We start from the raw sequence: 24,087 nt of genomic DNA on the forward strand, positions 1-24,087 counted from the left end.
CGCGTGATGTGGTGTTGTTGTCCGCCGGCCCCGGCGATCTGGACCTGCTCACCATCAAGGCGGTCAAGGCGCTGGCTGCCGCGCAGGTGCTTCTGCTGGACGATCTGGCCAACCCGCAGATCGTCGAGCTCGCACCGCAGGCGCGGGTGATCCGGGTCGGCAAGCGCGGTGGCTGCCGCTCGACGCCGCAGGACTTCATCTGCCGGCTGATGCGGCGCTACGCCTTGCAGGGCTTGCGCGTGGTGCGCGTCAAGGGCGGCGATGCGTTGCTGTTCGGGCGCGCGGGCGAGGAGATCAGCTTCCTGCGCCGCGCCGGAGTGGGCGTGCAGATCATCAACGGCGTCAGTGCCGCATTCGCCGCTGCATCCGCGCTGGAAGTGTCGCTGACCCATCGCAGCCATTGCCACGGCATCACCTTCGTCACCGCGCATACGCACGATCACGGCGAGCCGAATTGGGGCGCACTGGCCGCCAGCGGCACCACGCTGGGCATCTACATGGGCCTGCGCCGCGCCGATGTCTTGGCCACCGCGTTGCTGGCGCATCTGCCGGCCAGCACGCCGGCGGCCATCGTGCAGGCCGCCACCCGGCCCGAGCAGCAACGCCGGCTGACCACGCTGGGCGAGCTGGGACTTACCGCCGCCGGCATGCTGCCGGGCTTGCCGACCTTGCTGCTGGTGGGCGCTGCCTTATCCGAGGCGGCAGCCCAGTGCGACGATCGCTTCGGTATGGCGCTGGAGCAGGCGGCGGGGTGAGCGCGATTTGCCTAGCGCCGTGCGCGCCGATCCACGCGCGGCTTGGTCGCAAAACTTCAATGGATCACGTGGCGTGCCAACACGCGGCGCGCATGCCGCAGCGCGATGCGCTCGTAGCACAGGTGATAGACCACGCCGAGCAGCAGCGCGGCGCTCACGCTGAGCAGCAGGTTCACCGGCCAGGTGGCCAGTGGCCCCATCCGCCGCGTGGTGCGTGCCACCAGCGACATCAGCGGCATATGCACCAGGTAGATCGCATACGACGCATTGCCGAGCGATAGCAGCACCGGGCCGATACGCAGCCAGCCGCGCCATTCCGCGCGCACCAGCCCGACCACTGCGCCAGCGATCGCCAGGCCGAACAGCGGCGAATGCGCGCGTTGCATGCCATCGAGCACGAAACACGCCGATGCCACGACCGCGACTGCAGCGCTGACCCACAGCGTCCATGCTGCAGCGCTCAGTACCGCGCGTGCCGCCAGCATGCCGAACACGAATTCCAGCGTGATGGGATGCAACAACAACGCCCGCCAGGAAACTTCCACCGGCTGCGCGAACGGCGCGCCAAGCGCGGCGTACAGCAGCGTCAGGCCGGCCCAGAGCAGCGCGCAGCGCAGCGGATGCCCGCTACGGAAGAACAGCCACGCCAGTGCATAGAACATCAGCTCGTAACTCAGCGTCCACGCCACGCCCAACGCGGATTGCCCACCCATCGGCAACAGGGTCAGCGTGGCAAACCAAGACCAGCCCATGTCGCCATCATCCAGGCTGGGCCGCAGCGTATAGGCCAATGCCAACGCAACACCCACCGGCCAGTACGGCAGATAGATGCGGCTGATGCGGCTGCTGGCGTAATCGCAGCTCCAGCCCGGCGTATCCGCACCGGCATGGTTGACGTAGTAGATAATGAAGCCCGACAACACGAAGAAGAAGTCCACGCCCAGGTAGCCGTGCGCCAGCGCTGCGGCCAGCCATGCCGGTAACGGCTGCACCAGATGCGTAGTGGGCAGCACGCTGTGGCTGAGCACCACCATCGTGGCGGCCAGCGCACGCCCGGCCTGCAGGACGCGGATGGTGGGACGGGCAGGCAGCGCGACCATCGGCTGCGGCATCGGTACGCGGACGCCGGCCGATGTCCCTGCGCTCAGGCGGCCAGTTCCGCAGCGTCGGCAAAGACGCTGGCCTGTTCGGCACGCAGGCGATCGATCAGGCGGTTGGCCGGCAACTGCACATCGTCGTAGGTCAGCACCTGGTCCTTGGCCACCGCATGGCGGAGTACACAGCCTTCGCCCACGCCCATCGGCAGCAGCCCGGCGTTTGCGGTGATATCGGCGCGCTCGCACTGGCCGTAGCTCATGTAGCCGCCGAGTCCGTCGATGGTTTCGCCAATGGCCAGGTCGCGCTTGGCGGTGGCAATCACTTCCACCAGCGGCGCCCCCAGCGGTTGCAGCACCGCATCGCCCAGCAGCACCACCCGCGCCACCGACAGCGGGACTTCGAAGTGGCAGAGGTGGTACGGCGTGTAGAAGCTGTACAGCGGGCCTTCGCCGAGCTTGTAGAGATTGAGGTAGTGCTGCTGCCTGGCATCGTCGTGGCTGGCCAGCACGAACACGCCGGGCGAGGGCAGGGCGCCGACCACGTAATCCACCGCGCCGCCCACCGCACGCAAGGCCTCGATGTCGTAGCGCCGGGTCAGTTCGTCAACGTGCGCGCGATGCTCATAGCCTGTCATGCCGCGCTGCAGGATCGACATGCCGGTGCCATTGGCCACGATCGCCTGCTCGAAGCTGATCTTGGTGCCGTCGGCAAAACTGGTGACCATATGCGGGTCCTGGCCCCACTTCGCTGCGAAACCGGCCTGTGTTGCCGGTGTGCGATACGGGTCCTGCAGGCCCTTGATGTTGCCGCACAGCAGCGGCGTCAGACCGATCGAACGCACGAACCGGTACAGGTTCATCTGCACACCGGGCTGGTCGCCATCGCAGGCGCTGAAGATCACCCCGGCTGCATCGGCCTTGCGCTTGAGCAGCGGGCCGACGGTGCCGTCGAGTTCGGCATTCATGGTGACCATGTGGCGGCCGTGGGCGATGGCGCCCAGACTGATGCGTGCACCATAGTCGATGGCGCCGGTGGCATCGATCAGGCAATCCAGCGCATCGCATTCGTACAGCAGTGCAGGGTCATCGGTCACGGCGGGAATGCCTGCAGCGATCTGGCGCTTCAACTCGCTGGCGCCATCCACCACGCGTGCGTGCTGACCAGCCTGGCGGTAGGCTTCCAGCGCCTTGTCCACGCTGCGGTTGCAGATCACCGACACCCGCATGCCCGGCACCGAATGCGCGATCTGGTTGACGATGCCGCGCGCCATGAAGCCGGCGCCGTACAGGCCAACACGCAACGGGCGGCCTTCGGCGGCACGGGCCTGCAATAGACGATCGATATTCATGCGCGCTCCCGCGGGGTGAGTCCGGCAAGGGTGGGGATGCCGTGTTGTTGTTCGTTGAAATCCGGCCACGCGGCATCCTTGTCGGACACCAGCTGTGGTTCGAGCGGCCACTGCACGCCCAGGCGCGGATCGTTCCAGCGCAAGCCGCGCTCGGCCTGCGGCGTGTACATCGCACTGGCGAAATAGAACGCCTCGGTCTGCGGCTGCAAGGTGATGAAGCCATGCGCAAAGCCGCGCGGCACGTACAGCGCCAGGCGATTGTCGGCAGTCAATTCGGTGCCGTACCACTGCAGGTAGGTGGGCGAATCCGGGCGCAGATCCACGATCGCATCCCACAGCGCACCACGGATGCAGCGCACGATCTTGACCTCGGCGGCGGGCGGCAATTGGTAGTGCATGCCGCGCAAGGTGCCGGCCTGTGCATTGAACGAGTTGTTGACCTGCACGAACTGATCGACCAGGCCGGCCTGCGCCATCTCCTGGGTGCAGAACACGCGTGCAAACCAGCCGCGTTCATCGCCGCGTTGTTCCGGCTCGATCACGAACGCACCCGCCAGCGGGGTGGGGTGGAAGATCATGCCGCCGCCCTCAGATCCGCTGCCAGGGTTCCTGTGTCGACCAGCTGCTGCAGGATGCGCAGGCGAATGAAGTCCGACCGCTGGCGGAAGTCGCCATCGCTGAACCCGGCGCGCTGCAGATCGTCGCGCAGCTCGGTGATGGTGGAGCGCAGGGTTTCCTGCGGTTGATGTTCCGGCGCCAGTCGTTCGAACAGCGAGAAATCCACGCGATAGGAGCGGTTGTCGCTGGGTGCGCTGGTGGAGATCGCAACATGCGCAGAGGGGATCGCCACGCCGACCGCATGGGCAAGATCGCGGATCTGCACGTTCCAGCGCTCCGAGCCGGCATTGACGAACAAAAACTGCCCGCCTGCCGCTGGCGTGCGGCGCAATGCCCAGTCGATGGCGCGCGCCATGTCGCGCACATGGATCAACGGCCGCCATGGCGAGCCGTCCGACAGCACTTCCACGGTACCGTTGGCCACCGCGCTGGCGACGAAATCGTTGAGCACCAGATCCAGCCGCAGACGCGGGGAAGCACCGCAGGCGGTGGCAAAGCGCAGGCAGGTAATCACCATGTCGGTGTCCAGCTGCGCAAGCGCACGTTCGGTGTCGATCTTGGAATGCGCATACGCGGTCAGCGGTGCGATCGCGCTGGTTTCCGAACGTGGCGTGCCGTCGGCGGCGGCGCCGTACACGCTGCAACTGGAGGCAAACACGAAGTGTCCCACGCCGGCCTGCGCGGCCGCCTGCGCCACCGCCACGCTGGCGCGGCAGTTGATCGCATCGGTGACCAGCTCGAAGCGCTTGCCCATCGCATCGTTGGAGATCGCCGCCAGGTGCACCACCGCGTCGAAGCCCTGCAATTGCTGCGCGGTGAGATCGCGCACGTCGCCGAACCATTGCTGGTCCAGCACCACTTCCGGCAGGCGGCGCGGGTCGGACAGGCAATGCGCGAACCAGCCGCGATCCAGCCCGACCAGCCAGGCCTGCGGATAGCGCTGTCGCAAATGCGCGGCCACGACCGGGCCGATGTAGCCCATGTTGCCGGTGATCAGAATACGCATGTTGTTACTCCCACACGCGCCAGGGCGCGCGATTGGATGACCAAAGAGTTTCGAGATGATTGCGGTCGCGCAGCGTGTCCATCGGCTGCCAGAAGCCGTCGTGGCGATACACGCTCAGCTCATCGCGATCGACCAGTGTTTCCAGCGGGCTGTTCTCCCACACGGTGGCATCGCCGTCGATCACATCGATCACGCGCGGGTCCAGCACGAAGAAACCGCCGTTGATCAGGCCGTCGCCATCCAGCGGTTTTTCGCGGAATCCGGTGACCTGTTCGCCTTCCACACGCAGGGCGCCAAAGCGACCGGGCGGTTGCACTGCGGTGACCGTGGCCATGCGGCCTTCGCGCTGGTGCAGTGCGATGGCGGCGGTGATGTCCACATCGGCCACACCATCGCCATAGGTCATGCAGAACGCCGCCTCGTCGCGCAGATGCTCGCGCACCCGGCGCAACCGGCCACCGGTCATGGTCTGGGCACCGGTATCCACCAGCGTCACGCGCCAGGGCTCGGCGCGGGTGTTGTGCAAGGTGGTGGTGTTGCTGCCGAGGTCGCAGGTGACGTCGGATTCGCGCATGTGGTAATTCATGAAGAAATCCTTGATCACCTCACCGCGGTAGCCCAGACAGACGATGAAATCCTGGATGCCGTGGTGTGCGTAGATCTTCATGATGTGCCAAAGGATCGGCTTGCCGCCGATCTCCACCATGGGCTTGGGGCGGATGGCGGTTTCTTCGGAAATGCGCGTTCCCAGGCCGCCCGCCAGAATGACTGCTTTCATTGCGATTCCTTGAACTGACGCGCCGGTGACTCGGCGCAGTGCGATGGAGCGCTAGGCGGTCATGCTCAGCGCAATCGCCGGCGGGCAGGCGGTCTGTTCGGCCATCGTGGCCAGGTTGTCTAGCATGGCAAAGCGCTCGGCCATCAGTGGCGGGCGCGGCAATTGCAGGGTCTGCAGGATCTGCGCCCACCGGTGTGCCCAGTCGTGCCGTCGCAGGCACTGCACGGTGTTGTGCAGGCGGGCACACTCCAGTCGGTCGGTCTGCTGCTCCAGATCACGCAGGAACAGGCCAATCTCCTTGCCATCGGCCGGCAGCTCGATCACTGCATCTTCCCAATCGAAGTGCTCGGCAAATTCCGGGCATGCCTGTGCGGAGCCCAGAATCACCGCACCCCCAGCGGCACCTTCGAAATAGCGCGTTGCCAGCGCCTGTTTTTTCACACCCTTGAAAAATCCTTGGGTATCGACCACGAAGTCGTGCGCCATGAAGAACTTGGCGCGCTTGATCATGGCTGCCGACTGCAGCCGATGCGCAGCCCAGTCCTGCACCGCGCCACCGCGCAGCACATCGTGCAGATAGAAAAAATCCGGGTTGGCCTGTGCATGCGCAAGCAACTGCGCGTGCACCTGCGGCATGCGCCGGCCGATGCTGACCACGTCGATGCAGCGTTGCGGCGGCCGCGGCTGTGGCGTTGCCAGCAGGGTGTCGCAGGCGCTGGCCAGAAACGAGACCGGCGTGCGGGTATAGCTACGCAGCGCATCGACGCAACTGGCATTGAGTACGAACACATGGTCGAACTGGTCCAGCAGTTTCAACTCGGCCTTCTGCGATTCCAGCAATTCCGGCCAGGTTTCCAGTAGGTACACCACGCGGGTACGGCAGCGCTCGCGCCATCCCTTGATACGCCCCAGCGTGCTCAATTCCCTGGGGAACTGGCACACGTAGAAAAACAGGTCATAGTCCTGTTCGACCACCCGTGACTGTGCGTTGGAGAGCGCAGGTTGCCCGCTCAGCCGCTGCAGCGCAGAGACACTGCGGTATTTGAGTTCGTTGAGCAGATACGACACGCCGGGATTGACGCCGCGCCCGCGGGTGTAATCGGCCGCGGGCGGGCACAGCAGCTGCGCGTGTTCCAGACTGCGGACCACGTTGAGCAATGCATATGCCTGCCCATTGAAGGCCTCTGGCCATGCCTCGTAATTGGAGGCAAGCAGGACCGAACGCGTTGCGTCCATTCAAACTCCTTCGGTGATTGCAGCTTCGAACCGGACGCGACTGGGCGCGCTCGGGTGGGGGAAGAATGCACACCGCAAAATTCGGAAAACGTCTGTCGGCGTTGAATAACGTGATTTACGTCATGACTTGAGCTGAATATAGAGCTGGATAGTGAGAAAACAGTGATAACGGTCGCGACAATCCTGCGCGTTCTAGTGTGCGGATAGACTGATCGGCCATCGTGTGAGAGCGGCCATGCAAGACGTAGAGTGCATCGTGATAGGTGCCGGAGTGGTGGGTCTGGCAATTGCGCGCAAGCTGGCGATGCGGGGGCACGAGGTGCTGGTGCTGGAATCCGAAGGCGCCATCGGCACCGGCACCAGCGCACGCAACAGCGAGGTGATCCATGCCGGGCTCTACTATCCGGCCGCTTCCTTGAAAGCGCAGCTGTGCATCAGCGGCAACCCGCTGTTGTATGCGTATTGCGAACAGCGCCACGTGCCGCATCGGCGCTGCGGCAAATTGATCATCGCCTGCGACCACGCGCAGCGCGACCAGCTCGAGCAGTTGCACCGCAATGCCATCGCCAGCGGCGCGCACGGCTTGCTGCCGCTCGACGCAGCACAGGTACAGGCGCGTGAACCGGCCCTGCGCTGCGTGGCGGCGCTGGAGTCCACCGCCACCGGCATCATCGACAGCCATGCGTTGATGCTGGCGTTGCAGGGCGATGCCGAAGCGCATGGCGCCACCGTGGCGCTGCGCGCACCAGTCGCGCAGGTCGAGCCGCTTGCGCAGGGCTTGCGCGTGAGCGTCGCGGGCCAGGCGCCGGCAAGGCTGACCTGCGCCTGGCTGGTGAACGCGGCCGGTCATGGTGCGCCGCCACTGGCCGCGCGGATCGATGGCCTGCCTGCGCATGCACAGGTGCGCGGCTATTTCGCCAAGGGCAGCTACTTCACCCTGGCGGGGCGCTCGCCCTTCCAGCAGTTGATCTACCCCATGCCCGAACCTGGCGGCCTGGGTGTGCATCTCACGCTGGATCTGCATGGGCGTGCGCGCTTCGGCCCCGACGTGGAGTGGGTCGCGCGGCCCGACTATCACTGCGAGCCAGCGCATGCGGCGCGTTTTGCCGCAGCGATCCGGCGTTACTGGCCTGGCCTGCCGGACGGCGCATTGCAGCCCGGCTATTGCGGTGTGCGCCCGAAGATCAGCGGGCCGGGCGAGGCGGCGGCCGATTTCCGCATCGACGGTCCGTCCATGCACGGCATCGCCGGTCTGGTGAACCTGTTCGGGATCGAGTCGCCAGGCTTGACCTGCTGCCTGAGCATCGCGCGGCATGTGGCCGCATTGCTGGCTGACGGGCGCAGCGCCACTACGCTGCCGGTCTGACATCGCCGGACCTTGCGCCTGGTTGCGGTTCGCTGACGCATTGGGCGAGCCAGGCATCGATCGATCTGACGATGCTGCATGCCTGGATGCTGCCGGCGGCGGCCGTACGAGCACGTCGTTCGTGCGGCTGCGCTGGTAGCGCTATCGGTGTGTCGCGTGCGCAACATCAGCCTGCGCAAGGCAGGAGTGCAAGATTTGCACAGCGAGCGCAGCTGTTTTTTCCTGCATCGTGCGGCGTGGCGCCGTCTGGCAGGGCTTTACGGGTTGGCACGATAGTTGCGTTACCCCTCCTACCAGTGGCGTGATCGACGCATCGAGAGGAGGCACAGTGGAAGACGGACAAAGCAATACTCGTAGCCGGCGCGGTTTTGCCGCATTGGATCCTGAAAAGCGCCGCGTGTTGGCGAGCAGCGGCGGCAAGGCAGCGCATGCCAGCGGCAACGCGCACGAATTCACCAGCGACGAAGCACGCGAAGCTGGCCGCAAGGGCGGCCAGGCGGTCAGCCGCGATCGCGATCATATGTCGCGGATCGGCAGCAAGGGTGGGCGTTCCAAGCAGGCCAAACCTCAGGAAGAGGCCGTCTAGGCAAGAGTGCGGCGCGCATCTGGCGCGCCGTTCTTGCTGCAGCGGACTGCAGGCCCTGCACGCCATGTGCGGGGCCTGCTTCGTTTTGCGGAGCTGTCCGCAGCGCTGGCAGCATGTCTGGAACAATCGATTGCAGCGACATGTTGTTTTTAATCTGCTTGTGCGTTGCTTGGGTTGATTGAGACCTGATAAAGATATTGATGTGCAATGCATCACGACGAGATCGGAAGTTTTTCCACTCGTTGTCGCACGCACGCTATCGATTGCAGGGAAATATTTCGCGATTGCCTGGTGCACCTACCCAGGTGAATGCAGGATTTGCACCCACTGCAGAGTTGCAAAACCGGCAGATGGAGTAGGAGCCAAGCGCGTTCGGTGGAAGGCTAGGGATGCCACTGCATGGCAGCTCGCCTGTCTTGAACCCTTCGACCGCCCAACACTGAAACCGGGTCAGCGAATAGGGCAGGCCCAACCGCGGCCACAGTTGCGGCAATCCTTATCCAAAGCGGTATCGCGCCCAATGTCGACACAGCCTTGTTGACAGGCAAATTTGAAGGTCAGCAGCAACCGGGCTCGACCTTACGGGTCGTCACCATCATCGCATCTTCCGCCGAATGGACCGCCCGGCGCGCAGCGCTTACCCTGGCCGTCTTTCAATGGACGGCACCGGTAATGACAGAACGCATGGCCTATCCGATCGGCACTCCACAACAGGCCTGGGGCGAGGCGGAGCGCGCCGCATGGCGGGCACGTCAGCTGCGTCAGCGCAGTCATGCCGACGATGTGGTGCAGGTCATCGATGTACTGGATGCCAGCTATGAGCGTGTGCATTACGGGACGATCCAGGCGGCAGCCGAGCAATATCCGCTGATCGCGCTGCGCAGCGCGCAGTGGGACGCCGGTTTACCTTGCGCGCTGGTGACCGGTGGCGTGCATGGCTATGAAACCAGCGGCGTGCAGGGCGCACTGCAGTTCCTGCAGCAACGCGCGGCGGCCTACGCAGGCAAGCTCAATCTGCTGGTGGTGCCTTGCGTCAATCCGTGGGGCTACGAGCGAATCCAGCGCTGGAATGCCCATGCCATCGACCCCAATCGTGCGTTTCGGCCGGACAGCCCGGCCGCCGAGTCGGCGGCCTTGATGCAGCTGGTCGCCACAGTGGCCGGACAGATGCTGGTGCATATCGATCTGCACGAAACCACCGACAGCGACGAGAGCGAATTTCGTCCGGCCCTGGCCGCACGTGACGGCGTCGATTTCGTGCCCGGCAGTATTCCCGATGGCTTTTACCTGGTGGGCGATAGCGACGATCCGCAACCGCAGTTCCAGCAGGCAATCATTGCCGCCGTCGCCGAGCTCACCCATATCGCACCTGCCGACGCGAACGGCCAGATCATCGGCGCAGCGGTGGTCGCTCCTGGCGTGATCAACTACCCGGTACGGCGTCTGGGCCTGTGCGCGGGCGTCACCGACGCGCGCTATCGCACCACCACCGAGGTGTATCCGGACAGTCCACGCGCGACGCCCGCGCAGTGCAACGCTGCGCAGGTGGCTGCGATCTGCGCAGCGCTGGAATACGCGCTCGCACAGCGCTGACAGCGTGGGTTGGCGCCAGCACTGAAGCTGTTGCCGCAGCGACGCCAGCCATCCGCAGCACTGCCCAGGCACACGCGTTTTTGCCCGATCGCGCGGCTAGACTATGCAGTTCTTCAAATGCATGGACGACACTGAATGACCCACGATGCGATAGACGGTGCACGCAGACGCCTGCTGGGCGGCGCGATGGGAATGGCCATCAGCGGCGGTGTGCTTGCCAGGCAACCCAAGACGGAGAACACGATGGCGCAGGACACGCAGTTGCAGAATGGCAGCTGGCTCAATCGGCCACGGACCGTCGCGATCAGCGGCGGCACCTTGGACGTGGTCACCGACAAGGCCACCGATTTCTGGCGCAAGACGCATTACGGATTTACGCGCGATAGCGGGCATTTTCTCGGTATCACCGCCGCAGCGCGCTTCACCGCGCAGTTGCGGGTGCGTGCGCAATACGAGTCGCTCTACGATCAGGCCGGCATCATGGTGCGCGTGGACGAGCAGCACTGGGTCAAGGCGGGCATCGAGCTTAGTGATGGCCGTGCCATGCTCAGCAGCGTGTTGACCAACCCTGTCTCGGATTGGGCGACCGGCCCCTACGAGGCCGACCCCAAGGACTTCTGGATACGCGCCACCGTTGCCGACGGCGTCCTGCGTCTGCAGGTATCGGCCGATGGCCGGACCTGGCCACTGGTCAGGCTTTGCCCGTTTCCCGTCGCCGACGCGTACCAGGTCGGGCCGATGTGCTGCACGCCGGAGCGTGCAGGGCTGAAGGTGCGGTTTTCCGACTGGACGCTAGGTCCGCCGCTGGGCAAGGACCTGCACGATCTGAGTTGATGGCTGCGTGGCAATGCAGCGTGCGCGCTGCGTTGCCACGCGATCACTGCAGGCGGCGAGGGCGGCGCTGTGTGAGTCGATCAAGGACGACGCACGCGCCTACTCGGGCAGATCGCATCACGGCAAGCGCTGTTCGGCCACCGCGCCTGCCACATAGGCCGCCACCAACTCCGCTTCCATCGGCCGGGCCAGCAGATAGCCCTGCGCTTCATCGCATCCCCAACTGCGCAGCAGCGCAATTTCGTCGGCATGTTCGATGCCTTCCGCCACGGTGCGATATCCCAGTGCACTGGCCAGGCGTACCACCGCCTCGGCGCGCAACTGCATGCCGGCCTTGGTGGCGATGCCGGTCACCAGCGAGCGATCGAGCTTGAGCACGTTGACCGGCAGCTCGGTGAGGTAACCGAAGTTGCTGTAGCCGGTGCCGAAGTCGTCGATGGCCACACTGACCCCGGCGTCGCGCAGGGTGCGCAGCCGGGGCACGGCCTCGACATTGCTGCGCAACCAGCGGCCCTCGGTGATCTCCAGCTCGATGCGATGGGTGGGAATGGCCAGTTCCCTGCAACGTTGGATGACGTCTGCGGCGAGATTGCGGTTGCCGAAATCGCGCGAAGACAGATTGATCGACATGGAGAAATCCAGCCCCTGCGCACGCCAGCCGGCCAAGTGCACCAGCGCGTTCTCGATCACCCAGTTGGTGACGGTGCACATCAAGGCGGTCTTTTCGAACAAGGGAATGAATTCATCCGGGCCGATCGGGCCGAGGTTGGCATGCCGCCAGCGCAACAGCGCCTCGAAGCCAGTCACCGACAAGTCTTCAAGATTGATCCGTGGCTGGAACACCAGGCGGAAATCGCCAGCTTCTAGCGCCTTTTCGGCATCCAGCGCCAACCGGTACGAGCGCTGGATCGCATCGTCGTGGGAGGCGCTGTACCAGCACACGATGGCGTGATTGCTGATCGCATCGCCCAGCGCCACCAGCCCCTTGCGCATGACATCGTTGGTGTCCGGTTGTTGCGGTGCAAAGCGCACCACACCGGCATGGAAGGTCAACGACATGGGGATGCCGGCCGCATCCATCGGTGCATGCAACATGTCGCGCAGATCGAGCAACAGGTCTTCCATCTCGTCCGGCGCGGAATTCAATAGAAAAAACGCAAAACGCATCGGTGCCACGTGATAGACCGTGGCCTTGCCGCGTAGTGCGCGCGTCAGCACGTAGCTGGCATGGCGCACCAGTTCTTCAAGTGGCTGCATGCCCAGCGCCTGACGTGCTTCATTGGCCGCCTGGGTGTCGTAGACCTCGATGAAGGCGGCGATGGTCGGCACACAGTGGCTGCCAAAGGCCAGGGCATCCAGGTCCGACTGCAGCTGGCGTGCATTGAGCAGGCCGCTGTGCGGTTCGCGCCGCCCGGCACCGAATTGCAGTTCCAGCTGCGCCGCGGCCACATTGGCGAACATCAACAACTGTTGGTGTTCCTGGCTGGCCAGGCGACGCTCGCGCGTATCGATTACGCACAGGGTGCCGGAGACGCCGGTCTGCGGTGCACCCACCGGAACGCAGGCAATAAAGCGCGCCGGCAAGCCCGGGAAGGCGGCGTCGCCCAGCTGGATCGGGGCAAGGGCGGCAGGTTCGATCAGCTCCGTCACGCCGTTGGGCGCAGTAGGCGCATGCCGGCACAACCCGATGGCTTGCTCCACGTGGGCGGCACTGATGCCGCGCGCCGCCAGCACGCGCACGCGGCCACCCTCGACGATGGTCAGTGCGGCCGCAGGCGCGACCAGTGCATGGCACAGCAGGCGCGCAATCTGATCGAGCGGCTCCATGCCACCCAGGTCGATCGGCACACCCGACCAGTCGAAGTGCTGTTCCTGCCGTTTGGTATCCAAAGCAAGCGTCATGTCGTCAGATTCCGTGTTGAAGATCACACACTGCATGGCTACTAGAAACAAACCGAGGTCATCGACAGGTGACGATCATCGGGCACTAAAACCTTTTCGAATAAGCCGGCCTCTTCAATAAACTGCATCGCAAGCTATCGAACGCGACAATAAACTGGGCAGGCGGAGTGGCCGCACACAAATACCGCAATCAATGAACGGCGTCGACAGTTGGTGGTGGTCTTAATAGTGAAAGCGGGCTCATTAAAACAGCTGACGACACTGCAGCGATCGGGAATTCATTCCTGCGCCGCAGCATTCCACACAAAGTTGTAGTCGAAATGGTTCGGTTCGCTAATAACCAGACTGCCGCATCAGATCTCTTTAAATCATTCGACCTCATCCAATCATATTCCGCTTTACAGCTGAATCATGCCATTTTTTTACTTGAAGCCTGCCGCGCATGATCTGTGGCGCCTGCCGCATGAGGTGGCGCGATAACACTGACGGGCACGAGCAAACCAGTCGACAGTTTCGACGTGTGTCATGGATAGTTTTGTGGTTAGTGATATTCAGCACAGTTTCATGCATGGCGCTTTGCCTATTAATCTCCCAATATTATCCGCAGGGAATGGTATTAAACGTACTCATCCGTAGGCGATACCGGTTGGTGCGGCAAAAGCTGTTTTAAACCGACTCGACAGTAAATCAACTTTCTGCTGTTGGAGAGCGCGTGTGTGTGCGTGAGTCTCTGCACGGCGATACAGGGGGAATAAAATGAATCGTGCATTTGCGCTGGTCTGGAACGCGGCGATTGGCAATTGGGTGGTGACGCACGAGCTGGTACGTCGGCGGCGCAAGCCCGGTTCAACCCGCCGCAGTGTGGCGAGCCTGGTCGTCCTGGCGGTGGGAGCCGCCGCACCGATGCTGGCCTGGGGGGCATGCACACCTGCGCTCCCCACAGCGGGTGCAACCGTCACCTGCACAGGGTTGCCAATCACCAGCAACAGCTTCGCAAGCAACGCAAACAACCTGACCATCAACGTTGCGGCTGGCACGCAAATGACCGCCGGGCTGCTGGGTGGCACCGCCATTGCGCTCAGTGGCACCAATGCCACGCTCAACAACAGCGGTACGATCGATCCCTCGGTGCTCGGCCTGTTGTCGGTGTTGAGCACCGGCGTCACCATGGGCAACGCCAGTTCCACCACGGTGACCGCCAATAATCTCGCCACCGGCGCGATTTACGGTACCGGCGGCCTGCTGGGAGCGAACCTGCTCAATCTCGACGGCATGGCGCTTGGCATCACCTCGGCCAGCAATGGCGTCGTGCAGATCAACAATGCCGGCCTGATCGATAGCCGTGCATTGTTGAACCTGTCGGTGCTGAGTGCGGATACGCCGGTGATTGCAGTCAGCGGCGGCGGTACCGTCAATGCGGTCAACACCGGCACCATCAACGGGCGTGTGGGCTTCCAGAGCTCGGCCACCGGCAACAGCTTCGTCAACGCCGGCACCATCAACGGCAGCGTGTCGATGGGGGCGGGCAGCACCAACAGCTTCACGGCGGTGACTGGCGGCAGCGTCAACAGCGGCGGCGGGCTCGCGCTCGAACTGCTCGGGCCGGGTGGCTTGCTGAGCTTTGCGCAGACCGGTGTGGTGGATGGCGGCGCAGGCGGCACCAATACGCTGATCCTGCAGAATTCGGCCACCGGCACTGGCAGCGGCAGCACCGGCGTCGGAACACTCAGCACCGCGCAGTACATCAATTTCGGCAGCCTGCGCGTCAACAGCGGCACCTGGTCGGTGGGGGGCGGAAGCAACTTCGGCAGCAGCGCGCTCAATGGCGGCGTACTGCAGTTTGCCAATCCTGCGCAGCTAGGCACTGCCATCACCGCCAACGGCGGTGCGCTGGAGGCGACGGCCGCCGGCCTGAGCCTGTCGCCTGCCGGCGGCATCACGTTGGGAACAGGTGGCTTGACCTTGCAGGGCGCCAATGCCCTGACCGTTGCCGGCCCCATCGTCGGCACTGGTGCGCTGACCAAGACCGGGACCGGTGCGTTGGGCCTGACCGGCAGCAATACCTTCAGCGGTGGCGTCAACCTGCTCGGCGGCTCAGTGACCGTTGGCACCAATGGCGCACTGGGAACCGGCACCGTCAACGTATCTGCCGGCAGCGTGCTTTCCAGTGCGGCAGTCGACTTGCCGAACGCGTTCGTGCTCAACGATTTCATCGGCATCGGCGGTGCCAATAACCTGCGACTTGGCGGCGGCATCAGCGGCGCCGGCGCGCTGAACAAGATCGGCACCGGCACGCTCACCCTGGGCGGCAGCAATACCTACGCAGGCGGCACGACGCTGGGTGCGGGGACGCTGCTGATCGAAACCAACACCGCGCTCGGAGCGGGCACGGTGACAGCCGCCGGTGGGCAGCTGGATACCAGCGCTCCACTGACCCTGGCCAACAATGTTGCCTTGACCAATACGCTGGGCCTGGGTGCCAGCGGCAATGCGCTGACCTTGACCGGTACGCTCGCCGGTGCGGGTGGTGTCAACAAGACCGGCACCGGCACGCTCGCACTCAACGGCACCAACACCTTCGCTGGCGGAACCACACTGGCATCGGGCACCTTGCAACTGGGCAGTGCCTTGGCACTGGGAAGCGGCGGCCTGAACGTCACCGGCGCGTCCAACCTCAGCAGCAGTGCGCCACTGACGGTGGCCAACGGCATCAGCCTTGGCGGACCCTTGAACTGGACCGGCGCGCAGGCGCTGACATTGAGCGGTGCCATCAACGGTGGCGGCAGCCTGATCAAGAGCGGTGCGGGCGACCTCACCCTGACCGGTAACAATGCCTACACCGGCGGCACCAGCTTGAGTACCGGGCGCCTGGTGGTGGGCTCGAACGCGGCACTGGGCACCGGCACCCTGACCGCAAGCGGCGGCGAGCTGGATGCCACCGCTGCGGCAACCCTGGGCAACACGATTGCACTCACCGGTAGCTTGGGCGTGGGCAGCAGCGGCAATGCCTTGAACCTGACCGGCGCCATTGGCGGCACCGGTGTGTTGAACAAGCTCGGCACCGGCAGCTTGACCCTGAGTGGCCTGAACACCTATGCCGGCGGCACCAACCTCAATGCCGGCATCTTGCAGGTGGCCAGCGGCACCGCGCTGGGCACGGGTGCGTTGAACGTCACCGGCAATGCGGCCCTGCAAAACACGACGGCCACCGCGTTGAGCAACGCGATCGCGCTGACTCCAGGTGCGCTGACACTCAGCGGGGCGCAAGCACTGACACTGAGTGGCGCGATCAGCGGCACCGGGAGCCTGATCAAATCCGGCAGTGGCGACCTCACGCTGAGCGGCAACAATCTGTACAGCGGCGGCACCACGCTCAGCGCCGGCACACTGACGGTGGGCAGCGACACCGCGCTCGGTGTTGGCGCGCTGAGCGCAGCAGCCGGTACCACCCTGGACAATGCAACCGTCAGCACGCTGGCCAATGCCATTGCATTGGCAGGCCTGGTCAACGTGGGTGGCAGCAACGCGCTCACGCTTACCGGCGCCATCACCGGCGTGGGCAGCCTTGACAAGCTGGGCCCCGCCAGCCTGACCCTGGCCGGCAACAACAGCTACACCGGCGGCACGCGCCTGAGTGCAGGCAGCCTGATCCTGGGCAGCGACACCGCTTTGGGTCTTGGTACCCTGACCGTTGGCGGCGGACTGCTCGACAGCACCGCCGCACGCGTGGTCGCCAACAACGTGGCGCTGGAAGCGGACCTGCAGCTCGGCGGCAGCCAGGATCTCACCCTCACCGGTGCGGTCAGTGGCGTGGGTGGCGTGGTCAAGGACGGCAATGCTGCATTGACGCTGGCTGGACCGAACAGTTTTGCCGGTGGCGTGGATCTCAATGCAGGCGCGCTGCTGATCGGCGACGGCGCAGCGCTGGGCACCGGGGCGCTGACCGCTGCCGATGGCACGCAGCTGCAGGCCACCGCCGCGACCACGATCGGCAACGCTGTGGTGCTCAACGGTGCGCTCTCGCTGACCGGCAACAACGATCTGGGCATCACCGGTATCGTCAGTGGCGCAGGCAGCCTGATCAAGCAGGGCGCCGGTGCGCTGACCCTCACCGGCAACAACGTCTATACCGGCGGCACCTTGCTCGACACCGGCATCCTGTCGGTCGGCAGCGATAGCGCACTCGGCACCGGCGCGCTCACCGCTGCCGATGGCACGCAGCTCACTGCCAGCACTGCGGTGACCTTGCAGAACGCGGTCAATGTCGCCGGTCAACTCGCCATCGATGGCCAGGACCTCACCCTCGATGGCGTAGTCGACGGCGCCGGTCGCCTGATCAAGAACGGCACGCAAACGCTCACGCTCAATGGCAACAACACCTGGGCGGGCGGACTGCAACTGCAGGGCGGCGCAGTGGTGGTCGGCAGCGACACAGCACTGGGCTTGGGCACGCTGAGCACCGCCGCGGGCACCACACTGGATGCCAGCACCGCGGTGACGCTGGGCAATGCGCTTGCCTTGAATGGCGCACTCACCTTGCCTGGCACGCAGGACATCACGCTCAATGGCGTCGTCAGCGGCAGCGGCAGTCTCGACAAGCAAGGCGCTGCCACGCTGACCTTGGCCAATGCCAATAGCTTCAGTGGCGGCGTTGCGCTGAATGCGGGACGTGTGGTGCTCGGCAACGACGCTGCGCTGGGCGTGGGTGCGCTGCTGGTCGGCGGCCCTGCCGAACTGGATGCCGCTGCCACGCTGACGCTGGGCAATGCGGTGCAGTTGAACGATCAGCTCACGCTGGTCGGCAGCAACGATCTCGGCTTGAACGCTGCCATCACCGGCAGCGGCAGCCTGATCAAGAATGGCGCCACCACGTTGTCGCTCAACGCGGGCAACAGCTATAGCGGTGGCACCACGTTGACGGCCGGCACCATTGCGGTCGGCGCCAACGATGCACTCGGCACCGGCAGCCTGTCGGTCGTCGGCAATGCAGCGCTGAGCAATGCGATTGCGGTGGCGCTGGGCAACGACATCGCGCTTGGCGCAGCGCTCACCGTGGATAACGGTGCGGACATGCTGGTCAGCGGCACCATCAACGGTACAGGCGACTTGATCAAGACCGGTGCCGGCACCCTGACCTTGACTGGCAGCAACAGCTACACCGGCCCGCTGGCGATCCAGGCCGGCACGCTGGTGGCCAGCACCGCCGCCTCGCTTGGCAACGCCAGCAATGTCGATGTCGCTGCAGGGGCGGTGCTGAATCTCAGCAACGGCGGCCTGATCAGCGCGCTCAGCGGCGCCGGCAATGTCAACACCGATGCCGGCGGTACGCTGCAGTTGGGCGGTGGCGATTTTGGCGGCAGCCTCGCCGGTGGCGGCAATCTGGACAAGGTCGGCGCCGGCACGGTGCGCCTGCTCGGCAACAGCGCGATCGGCGGTGCCACCCAGGTCAGCGGCGGCACCCTGGATGTGATCGGCACCCTGGGTACCAGCGCATTGAATGTGGCGCTGGGCGGCACGCTGACCGGCACCGGCACTACCGGCAACGTGGGAAGCAATGTGACCATCGCCGACGGTGGCCGGCTTGCATTGACCAGTGGCTCCTCGCTCAGCGTGGGTGGCCTGACCCTGGCACCGGGTGCGTTTTTGGATGTCGCACTGGCAGCGCCGAGCAATACGCGGCTGCTCGCGGTCAATGGCGACCTCACCCTGGACGGCACGCTCAACATCACCGACATCGGTGGGTTCGGCACGGGTGTGTACCGGCTGATCGATTACACCGGCCTGCTCACCAACAACGGTCTGGCGATCGGCCTGTTTCCGGGCAGCGTGGATCTCAGCCAGCTCGCGCTGCAGACCGCCATCGGCCAGCAACTTAACCTGGTGGTGACGGCGCCGGGCAGCATCGTGCAGTTCTGGGATGGTGTGCAAACCACCGCCAACGGCACCGTCGACGGCGGTGCAGGAACCTGGGGTGCGGCGACCAACTGGACCAACCAGGACGGCAGCGCCAACAGCACCTGGCAAGGCGATTTTGCGGTCTTTGCCGGCAACGCAGCCACCGTCGGCGTGGTGGGGACGCAGAGCATCGGCGGCCTGCAGTTCGTCACCGATGGCTATCAGCTGACCGATGCCGGCGCGGGTGGACTGGCTGTGACTGCGCCGTTGACCGCGATCCGTGTGGATCCGGGTGCAACCGCCAGCATCGATGTCGCCATTTCCGGCAGCGGTGGCGTGGAAAAACTCGACACCGGCACGCTGGTGCTCGATGCGGCCAACAGCTATACCGGCGGCACTGCACTCAGCGGCGGCACCCTGGTGCTGGGCGACGCACAGGCACTGGGCACCGGCACCCTGACCGCAGCAACCGGCACCAGCCTCGATAGCAACCAGGCATTGGCGGTCGGCAATGCGGTGGTGCTCGATGGCACTGTCAACCTGGTCGGCAGCAACGACCTGCGCCTGTCAGGCCCGATCAGCGGCGCGGGCAGTCTGATCAAGAACGGCGCGTCCACGCTCACGCTCGACGGTGCCAACAGTTACGTCGGCGGCAGCGTGTTGAACGCAGGCACCCTGGCGGTTGGCAGCAACACCGCGCTCGGTGTCGGCAGCCTGTCGGTGCTGGGCAATGCCACCTTGAGCAACGCGATTGCGCTGGCACTGGGCAATGCGGTCAATCTCGGTGCCGATCTGACCATTGCCAGCGCGGACGATCTGGCCCTGACCGGGGTGCTGAGTGGCGCGGGTGCCTTGACCAAAACGGGCCTGGGCACCTTGACCTTGTCCGGCGGCAACACGTTCACCGGCCCGGTGTCGGTGCAGGCCGGCGTGCTCGCCACCACAGCCGCAGGCGCGTTGGGCAACACCAGCGTCGTGGATGTGGCCGCAGGTGCCGGGCTCTCGCTCGGCAGCAATGCGGCCCTGGGCGCAGTGACCGGGCAGGGCAATGTCGCGGTGCTGGGCGGCGCCACGCTGCAGCTTGGCGCCAACAACGTCGGCAGTACTTTTGCCGGCAGCCTGAGTGATGCAGGCAATCTGGACAAGGTCGGCACCGGCACCTTGCAGCTCACCGGCACCAGCGCGCTCGGCGGCGCCACCCAGGTCACCGCCGGCACGCTGGATGTGGATGGCACGCTGGCCAGTGCAGGTGGCCTGACTGTGGGCAGCGGTGCCAGCTTGAGCGGCAGCGGCGTGGTCGATGCGGCGGTCACGGTGAACGACGGTGGCCGTCTGGTGGTGACCAGTGGCGCAGTGTTGACCACCGGCAGCCTGAGCCTGGCTCCCACTGCCACGCTGGACGCGTTCCTGGGCATCCCCAGCCAGACCGGCGTGTTGGCGGTCAATGGCGATCTCACCCTGGACGGCACGCTCAACATCACCGACATCGGCGGCTTCGGCACCGGTGTGTACCGCCTGATCGACTACAGCGGTGGCTTGACCGACAACGGCCTGGGCATCGGCACGCTGCCAGGTACCATCGATCCCACCCAGCTGACGTTGCAGACCGCGCTGGCCCAGCAGGTCAACGTGGTGCTGCTGGCGCCCGGCAGCAACGTGCAGTTCTGGGATGGTGTGCAGACGGTTGCCAATGGCAGCATCGATGGCGGCGCAGGCGTCTGGGCCGCAGGCCCCACCAACTGGACCTCGATCGATGGGCTGAGCAACAGCGACTGGCAGAACAGTTTTTCCGTGTTCGCCGGCACCGCAGGCAATGTAGGCGTGCAGGGCACGCAAGGCATCACCGGCATGCAGTTCATCAGCGACGGGTATGTGCTGAGCGATGCCGGCGCCGGTGCATTGAGTGCCAATGCGGCCACTACCATCATCCGGGTCGACCCCGGCGTCACCGGCACCATCGACGTCGGCATCGGCGGCACCGGCACGCTGCAGAAACTCGATACCGGTACGCTGGTGTTGAGTGCTGCCAACACCTATACCGGCGGCACCGCGCTCGGCGGCGGCACGCTGGTGCTGGGCGATGCGCAGGCATTGGGCACCGGCACGCTGACCGCGGCAGCCGGCACCAGCCTCGATACCGACCAGGCATTGGCCGTGGGCAATGCGGTGGTGCTCGACGGTGCGGTGACGCTGCTAGGCAGCAACGATCTCGCCCTGACTGGCGCCATCAGCGGTGCCGGCAGCGTGATCAAGGCCGGTGCATCCACGCTCACGCTCAGTGGCAACAACAGCTATGCCGGCGGGACCGCGCTGAGCGATGGCACCTTGTCGATCGGCAGCAATAACGCGCTGGGCACCGGCAGCTTGTCGGTGGTCGGCGCTGCGGTGCTGACCAACCCTGTTGCCGCAACCGTGGGCAATGCGGTCGTCCTGGGCGCTGCGCTGAGCGTCGACACCCCGGCAGACCTCTCGCTTGCTGGCGATATCAGCGGCAGTGGCGCCTTGATCAAGACCAACACCGGCACGCTGACACTGGACGGCAGCAACAGCTACACCGGCGGCACGACGATCAACGCCGGCACGCTGGTCGGCGACAGCGCCAGCCTGCAGGGAGCCATCGTCGACAATGCGACGCTGGCGTTCAACCAGGCGGCCGATGGCGTGTTCACCGGTTCGATCACCGGCACCGGCAGCGTGATCAAAGACGGCGCCGGCGCGCTAGTGCTCAACGGTGCGAACGGCTACACCGGCGGCACCACGATCACAGCCGGTACCTTGATCGGCGATACCACCAGCCTGCAGGGCGATATCGCCAATAACGCGGCACTGGTGTTCAACCAGAACACCGGTAGCGTCTATGCCGGCACGCTCAGCGGCACCGGCTCGCTGCAGAAGGCCGGCACCGGCGCGCTGCAATTGCTCGGGCCCAACACCTATACCGGCGGCACCGTGATCAGCGCCGGCAGCCTGATCGGCAACACCACCAGCCTGCAGGGCAATATCGTCGACAACGCCACGTTGGTGTTCGATCAGGCCAGCGATGGTGTGTTCGCCGGTGCAGTCAGCGGCACCGGCAGTGTGGTCAAGCAGGGAGCGGGGGCGCTGACGCTGGTTGCGCCCAATACCTATAGCGGTGGCACCACCATTGCCAGCGGCAGCCTGATCGGCAACACCACCAGCCTGCAGGGCAACATCGTCGACAACGCGACACTGGTGTTCGACCAGGCCGGCGATGGCACGTTTGCCGGCAACGTCACCGGCAGCGGTACGTTGATCAAGAACGGCGCGGGCGCGTTGACGCTGGATGGCGTCAATGCCTATCTCGGCGGCACCACGATCAATGCAGGCACATTGATTGGCGATACCGACAGCCTGCAGGGCAATATCGCCAATGCCAGCGCGCTGGTGTTCCAGCAAACCGCCAATGGCACCTACGCAGGGACCTTGTCGGGTACCGGCAGTCTGCTCAAGGATGGTGTGGGCACCTTGCTGGTCACCGCAAACAGCAGTGGCTTCACCGGGCCGATCACGATTGCCGCAGGAACCTTGAGTGTGGGTAATGCTGCCAATCCAGGCGCCGCATTGGGCGGGCCGGTCACGGTGGGTCCGGGCGGCACGCTCACCGGCAGCGGCAGCATCGGCGGCCTGACCTCCGGTGGCACCGTGGCGATCGGTGGTACGGCTGGCACGATCAGCGTCGGCGGCAATGCCGCGCTCGGAAATGGCTCCACCCTGCAGGTCACGCCGGGCGCAGGTGGCACGGTGACACCGATCAGCGTGGGCGGGGCGGCCACGCTGGCACCGGGCAGCACCCTGCAACTGGTGCGTGCGACTGATCTGCCGTTGTTCACCGAGATCCCGGTCATCAGCGCCGCTGGCGGGCTGACCGGGCAGTTCACCAACGTCGTTTCCGACTACGCCTTCGTCACGCCGAATGTCAGCGCCAGTGCCACTGCGTTGTCGGTGTCGTTTGGCCGCAACACCGTGGCCATGGTCGATGCGGTCACCGCGCCAAACCAGCAGGCTGCCGCAGCTGCGGTGGATGGCTTGCCGACCACCAGCCCGGTCTATCAGGCGGTGGTGCGCTTGCCCGACGACCCGCAGGCGATCAGCACGGCGTTTGCCTCGCTGTCGGGCGAAAGCCATGCCAGCACGGCGACCGCTTTGCTGGATAGCCGCTTCCTGCTGAGCGGCGTCGGCAATCATCTGCGTGGCGACAGTCAGGATGCGCGGGTGGGCGACACCACGGTCTGGATCACCGGCCGTAGCCTGCCCAATCGTGTCGATGGAGATGCCAACACCGCCTCGGTGCGGCGCGAGGACAACGGCATCATGGCCGGTGCAGAACGGCGCATTGGCGAGCGCAGCGTGGTCGGTGTCGCGGTCGGTAATCAGGACATCGAAACCCGCTCGCGCGAATCCTTGGATCGTTCCGATATCGATGGCACCCATGCCGGCATCTACGCCCAGGCAGATTGGTCCGCGTTCGCTGTGCAGGCTGCGGTCGACTACGCGGATTACAGCGTGGACAGCAGCCGTCGGGTGATGTTGCCCGGCGTGCTCGAAGAGCGGCTGACCAGCAATTACGATGCGAAGGCGGTCACCGTGTCGCTGGAAGCGGCCTGGAATCTGCGCACCGGCAATGCGGTGTACAGCCCGTTTGTTGCGGCGGACTACACGCACCTGAAGACCGACGGCTTCAACGAGCGCGGCGGCATTGCCGGGCTGTCGGTGGACAGCGCCAAGGACGAATACACAACCAGCACAGTGGGTGTGCGCGGGCGTTGGCAGTTGGGTGCGGCGGCCGGGGTGTATGCCTCGGTGGGTTGGCGGCATGCGTTCGGTGACCGCGCTGTGGAGCGGTCGGCCGGCTTTGTCGGCAGCGGCTCGCAGTTCTCGGTGCAGAGCGTCACGCTGGCGAAGAACGCGGTGGTCGGCGAACTGGGCGTCAGCCTGATTACCTCGCCCAACAGCCGCATGGCGTTGTCGTTGCAGGGACTCAACGGCGATGGCCAGACCGCATACGGCGGCCAGGTCACCTGGGGCTGGAGCTTCTGAGTCATCGCAGACCA

Annotated in this window: 13 protein-coding genes; 6 read left to right on the plus strand and 7 right to left on the minus strand. The window is 65.1% G+C overall.

What is annotated here, in order from left to right:
- Nucleotides 1-8: 8 nt before the first annotated feature.
- Nucleotides 9-755 carry a uroporphyrinogen-III C-methyltransferase gene (gene cobA / locus AC1PLA_RS10710; RefSeq protein WP_481106189.1) on the plus strand — a complete coding sequence of 249 codons (747 nt, stop codon included), beginning with the start codon at nt 9-11 and terminating at the stop codon, nt 753-755.
- A gap of 56 nt (nt 756-811) precedes the next feature.
- On the opposite strand, the gene AC1PLA_RS10715 is transcribed toward cobA, so the two are convergent.
- From AC1PLA_RS10715 to AC1PLA_RS10740, 6 genes are read right to left on the minus strand one after another with little or no spacing between them, the layout of a single operon-like run.
- Nucleotides 812-1,855 carry an acyltransferase family protein gene (locus AC1PLA_RS10715; protein WP_481106129.1) on the minus strand — a complete coding sequence of 348 codons (1,044 nt, stop codon included), beginning with the start codon at nt 1,853-1,855 and terminating at the stop codon, nt 812-814.
- Between the two features lie 44 nt (nt 1,856-1,899).
- Entirely contained in the window at nt 1,900-3,201 is a 1,302-nt protein-coding gene (locus AC1PLA_RS10720; protein ID WP_481106130.1) for an NAD(P)H-dependent oxidoreductase, read from the minus strand.
- A complete protein-coding gene (rfbC, locus tag AC1PLA_RS10725) occupies nt 3,198-3,779 on the minus strand; it encodes a dTDP-4-dehydrorhamnose 3,5-epimerase (RefSeq protein ID WP_102584521.1) in 582 nt (193 codons plus the stop codon). Before rfbC ends, AC1PLA_RS10720 begins: the two co-directional genes overlap by 4 nt.
- Complete coding sequence (locus AC1PLA_RS10730; protein ID WP_102584520.1) at nt 3,776-4,825, minus strand: NAD-dependent epimerase/dehydratase family protein; 1,050 nt, start codon at nt 4,823-4,825, stop codon at nt 3,776-3,778. The genes rfbC and AC1PLA_RS10730 overlap by 4 nt, the downstream gene beginning before the upstream one ends.
- Before the next feature lie 4 nt (nt 4,826-4,829).
- Complete coding sequence (rfbF, locus tag AC1PLA_RS10735) at nt 4,830-5,603, minus strand: glucose-1-phosphate cytidylyltransferase (RefSeq protein ID WP_039527250.1); 774 nt, start codon at nt 5,601-5,603, stop codon at nt 4,830-4,832.
- 51 nt (nt 5,604-5,654) lie between these two features.
- Complete coding sequence (locus AC1PLA_RS10740) at nt 5,655-6,839, minus strand: glycosyltransferase family protein (RefSeq protein WP_104595163.1); 1,185 nt, start codon at nt 6,837-6,839, stop codon at nt 5,655-5,657.
- Nucleotides 6,840-7,074: 235 nt separating this feature from the next.
- Between AC1PLA_RS10740 and AC1PLA_RS10745 the strand changes: the two genes are divergently transcribed.
- From AC1PLA_RS10745 to AC1PLA_RS10760, 4 genes are all read left to right on the plus strand, one after another.
- Nucleotides 7,075-8,205, plus strand: a complete 1,131-nt coding sequence (locus tag AC1PLA_RS10745) for an NAD(P)/FAD-dependent oxidoreductase (RefSeq protein WP_104574302.1) — start codon at nt 7,075-7,077, stop codon at nt 8,203-8,205.
- A gap of 328 nt (nt 8,206-8,533) precedes the next feature.
- Nucleotides 8,534-8,791 carry a KGG domain-containing protein gene (locus AC1PLA_RS10750; protein ID WP_039521587.1) on the plus strand — a complete coding sequence of 86 codons (258 nt, stop codon included), beginning with the start codon at nt 8,534-8,536 and terminating at the stop codon, nt 8,789-8,791.
- A 672-nt stretch (nt 8,792-9,463) separates the two neighbouring features.
- Complete coding sequence (locus AC1PLA_RS10755; protein WP_039527241.1) at nt 9,464-10,384, plus strand: M14 family metallopeptidase; 921 nt, start codon at nt 9,464-9,466, stop codon at nt 10,382-10,384.
- 135 nt (nt 10,385-10,519) lie between these two features.
- Nucleotides 10,520-11,218: a DUF1349 domain-containing protein gene (locus tag AC1PLA_RS10760; protein WP_104595164.1), complete on the plus strand. Its 699-nt coding sequence runs from the start codon at nt 10,520-10,522 to the stop codon at nt 11,216-11,218.
- Nucleotides 11,219-11,335: 117 nt separating this feature from the next.
- Here the strand turns inward: AC1PLA_RS10760 and AC1PLA_RS10765 are convergent, their stop codons facing one another.
- On the minus strand, nt 11,336-13,147 hold the full coding sequence (locus AC1PLA_RS10765) for an EAL domain-containing protein (RefSeq protein WP_481106190.1): 1,812 nt from the start codon (nt 13,145-13,147) through the stop codon (nt 11,336-11,338).
- Between the two features lie 729 nt (nt 13,148-13,876).
- Between AC1PLA_RS10765 and AC1PLA_RS10770 the strand changes: the two genes are divergently transcribed.
- The gene (locus AC1PLA_RS10770; protein ID WP_481106131.1) at nt 13,877-24,073 is read left to right on the plus strand and encodes an autotransporter-associated beta strand repeat-containing protein; all 10,197 of its coding nucleotides are present in this window, start codon (nt 13,877-13,879) and stop codon (nt 24,071-24,073) included.
- The last annotated feature ends 14 nt before the right edge of the window (nt 24,074-24,087 follow it).

The sequence above is a fragment of the Xanthomonas sp. NCPPB 1826 genome, assembly GCF_056725285.1.

Bases quoted from the DNA above. Each gene is read 5' to 3' on its own strand.
- AC1PLA_RS10715 (WP_481106129.1), bottom strand. From the start codon at position 1,855: ATGGTCGCGCTGCCTGCCCGTCCCACCATCCGCGTCCTGCAGGCCGGG.
- AC1PLA_RS10720 (WP_481106130.1), bottom strand. From the start codon at position 3,201: ATGAATATCGATCGTCTATTGCAGGCCCGTGCCGCCGAAGGCCGCCCG.
- rfbC (WP_102584521.1), bottom strand. From the start codon at position 3,779: ATGATCTTCCACCCCACCCCGCTGGCGGGTGCGTTCGTGATCGAGCCG.
- AC1PLA_RS10730 (WP_102584520.1), bottom strand. From the start codon at position 4,825: ATGCGTATTCTGATCACCGGCAACATGGGCTACATCGGCCCGGTCGTG.
- rfbF (WP_039527250.1), bottom strand. From the start codon at position 5,603: ATGAAAGCAGTCATTCTGGCGGGCGGCCTGGGAACGCGCATTTCCGAA.
- AC1PLA_RS10740 (WP_104595163.1), bottom strand. From the start codon at position 6,839: ATGGACGCAACGCGTTCGGTCCTGCTTGCCTCCAATTACGAGGCATGG.
- AC1PLA_RS10745 (WP_104574302.1), top strand. From the start codon at position 7,075: ATGCAAGACGTAGAGTGCATCGTGATAGGTGCCGGAGTGGTGGGTCTG.
- AC1PLA_RS10755 (WP_039527241.1), top strand. From the start codon at position 9,464: ATGACAGAACGCATGGCCTATCCGATCGGCACTCCACAACAGGCCTGG.
- AC1PLA_RS10760 (WP_104595164.1), top strand. From the start codon at position 10,520: ATGACCCACGATGCGATAGACGGTGCACGCAGACGCCTGCTGGGCGGC.
- AC1PLA_RS10770 (WP_481106131.1), top strand. From the start codon at position 13,877: ATGAATCGTGCATTTGCGCTGGTCTGGAACGCGGCGATTGGCAATTGG.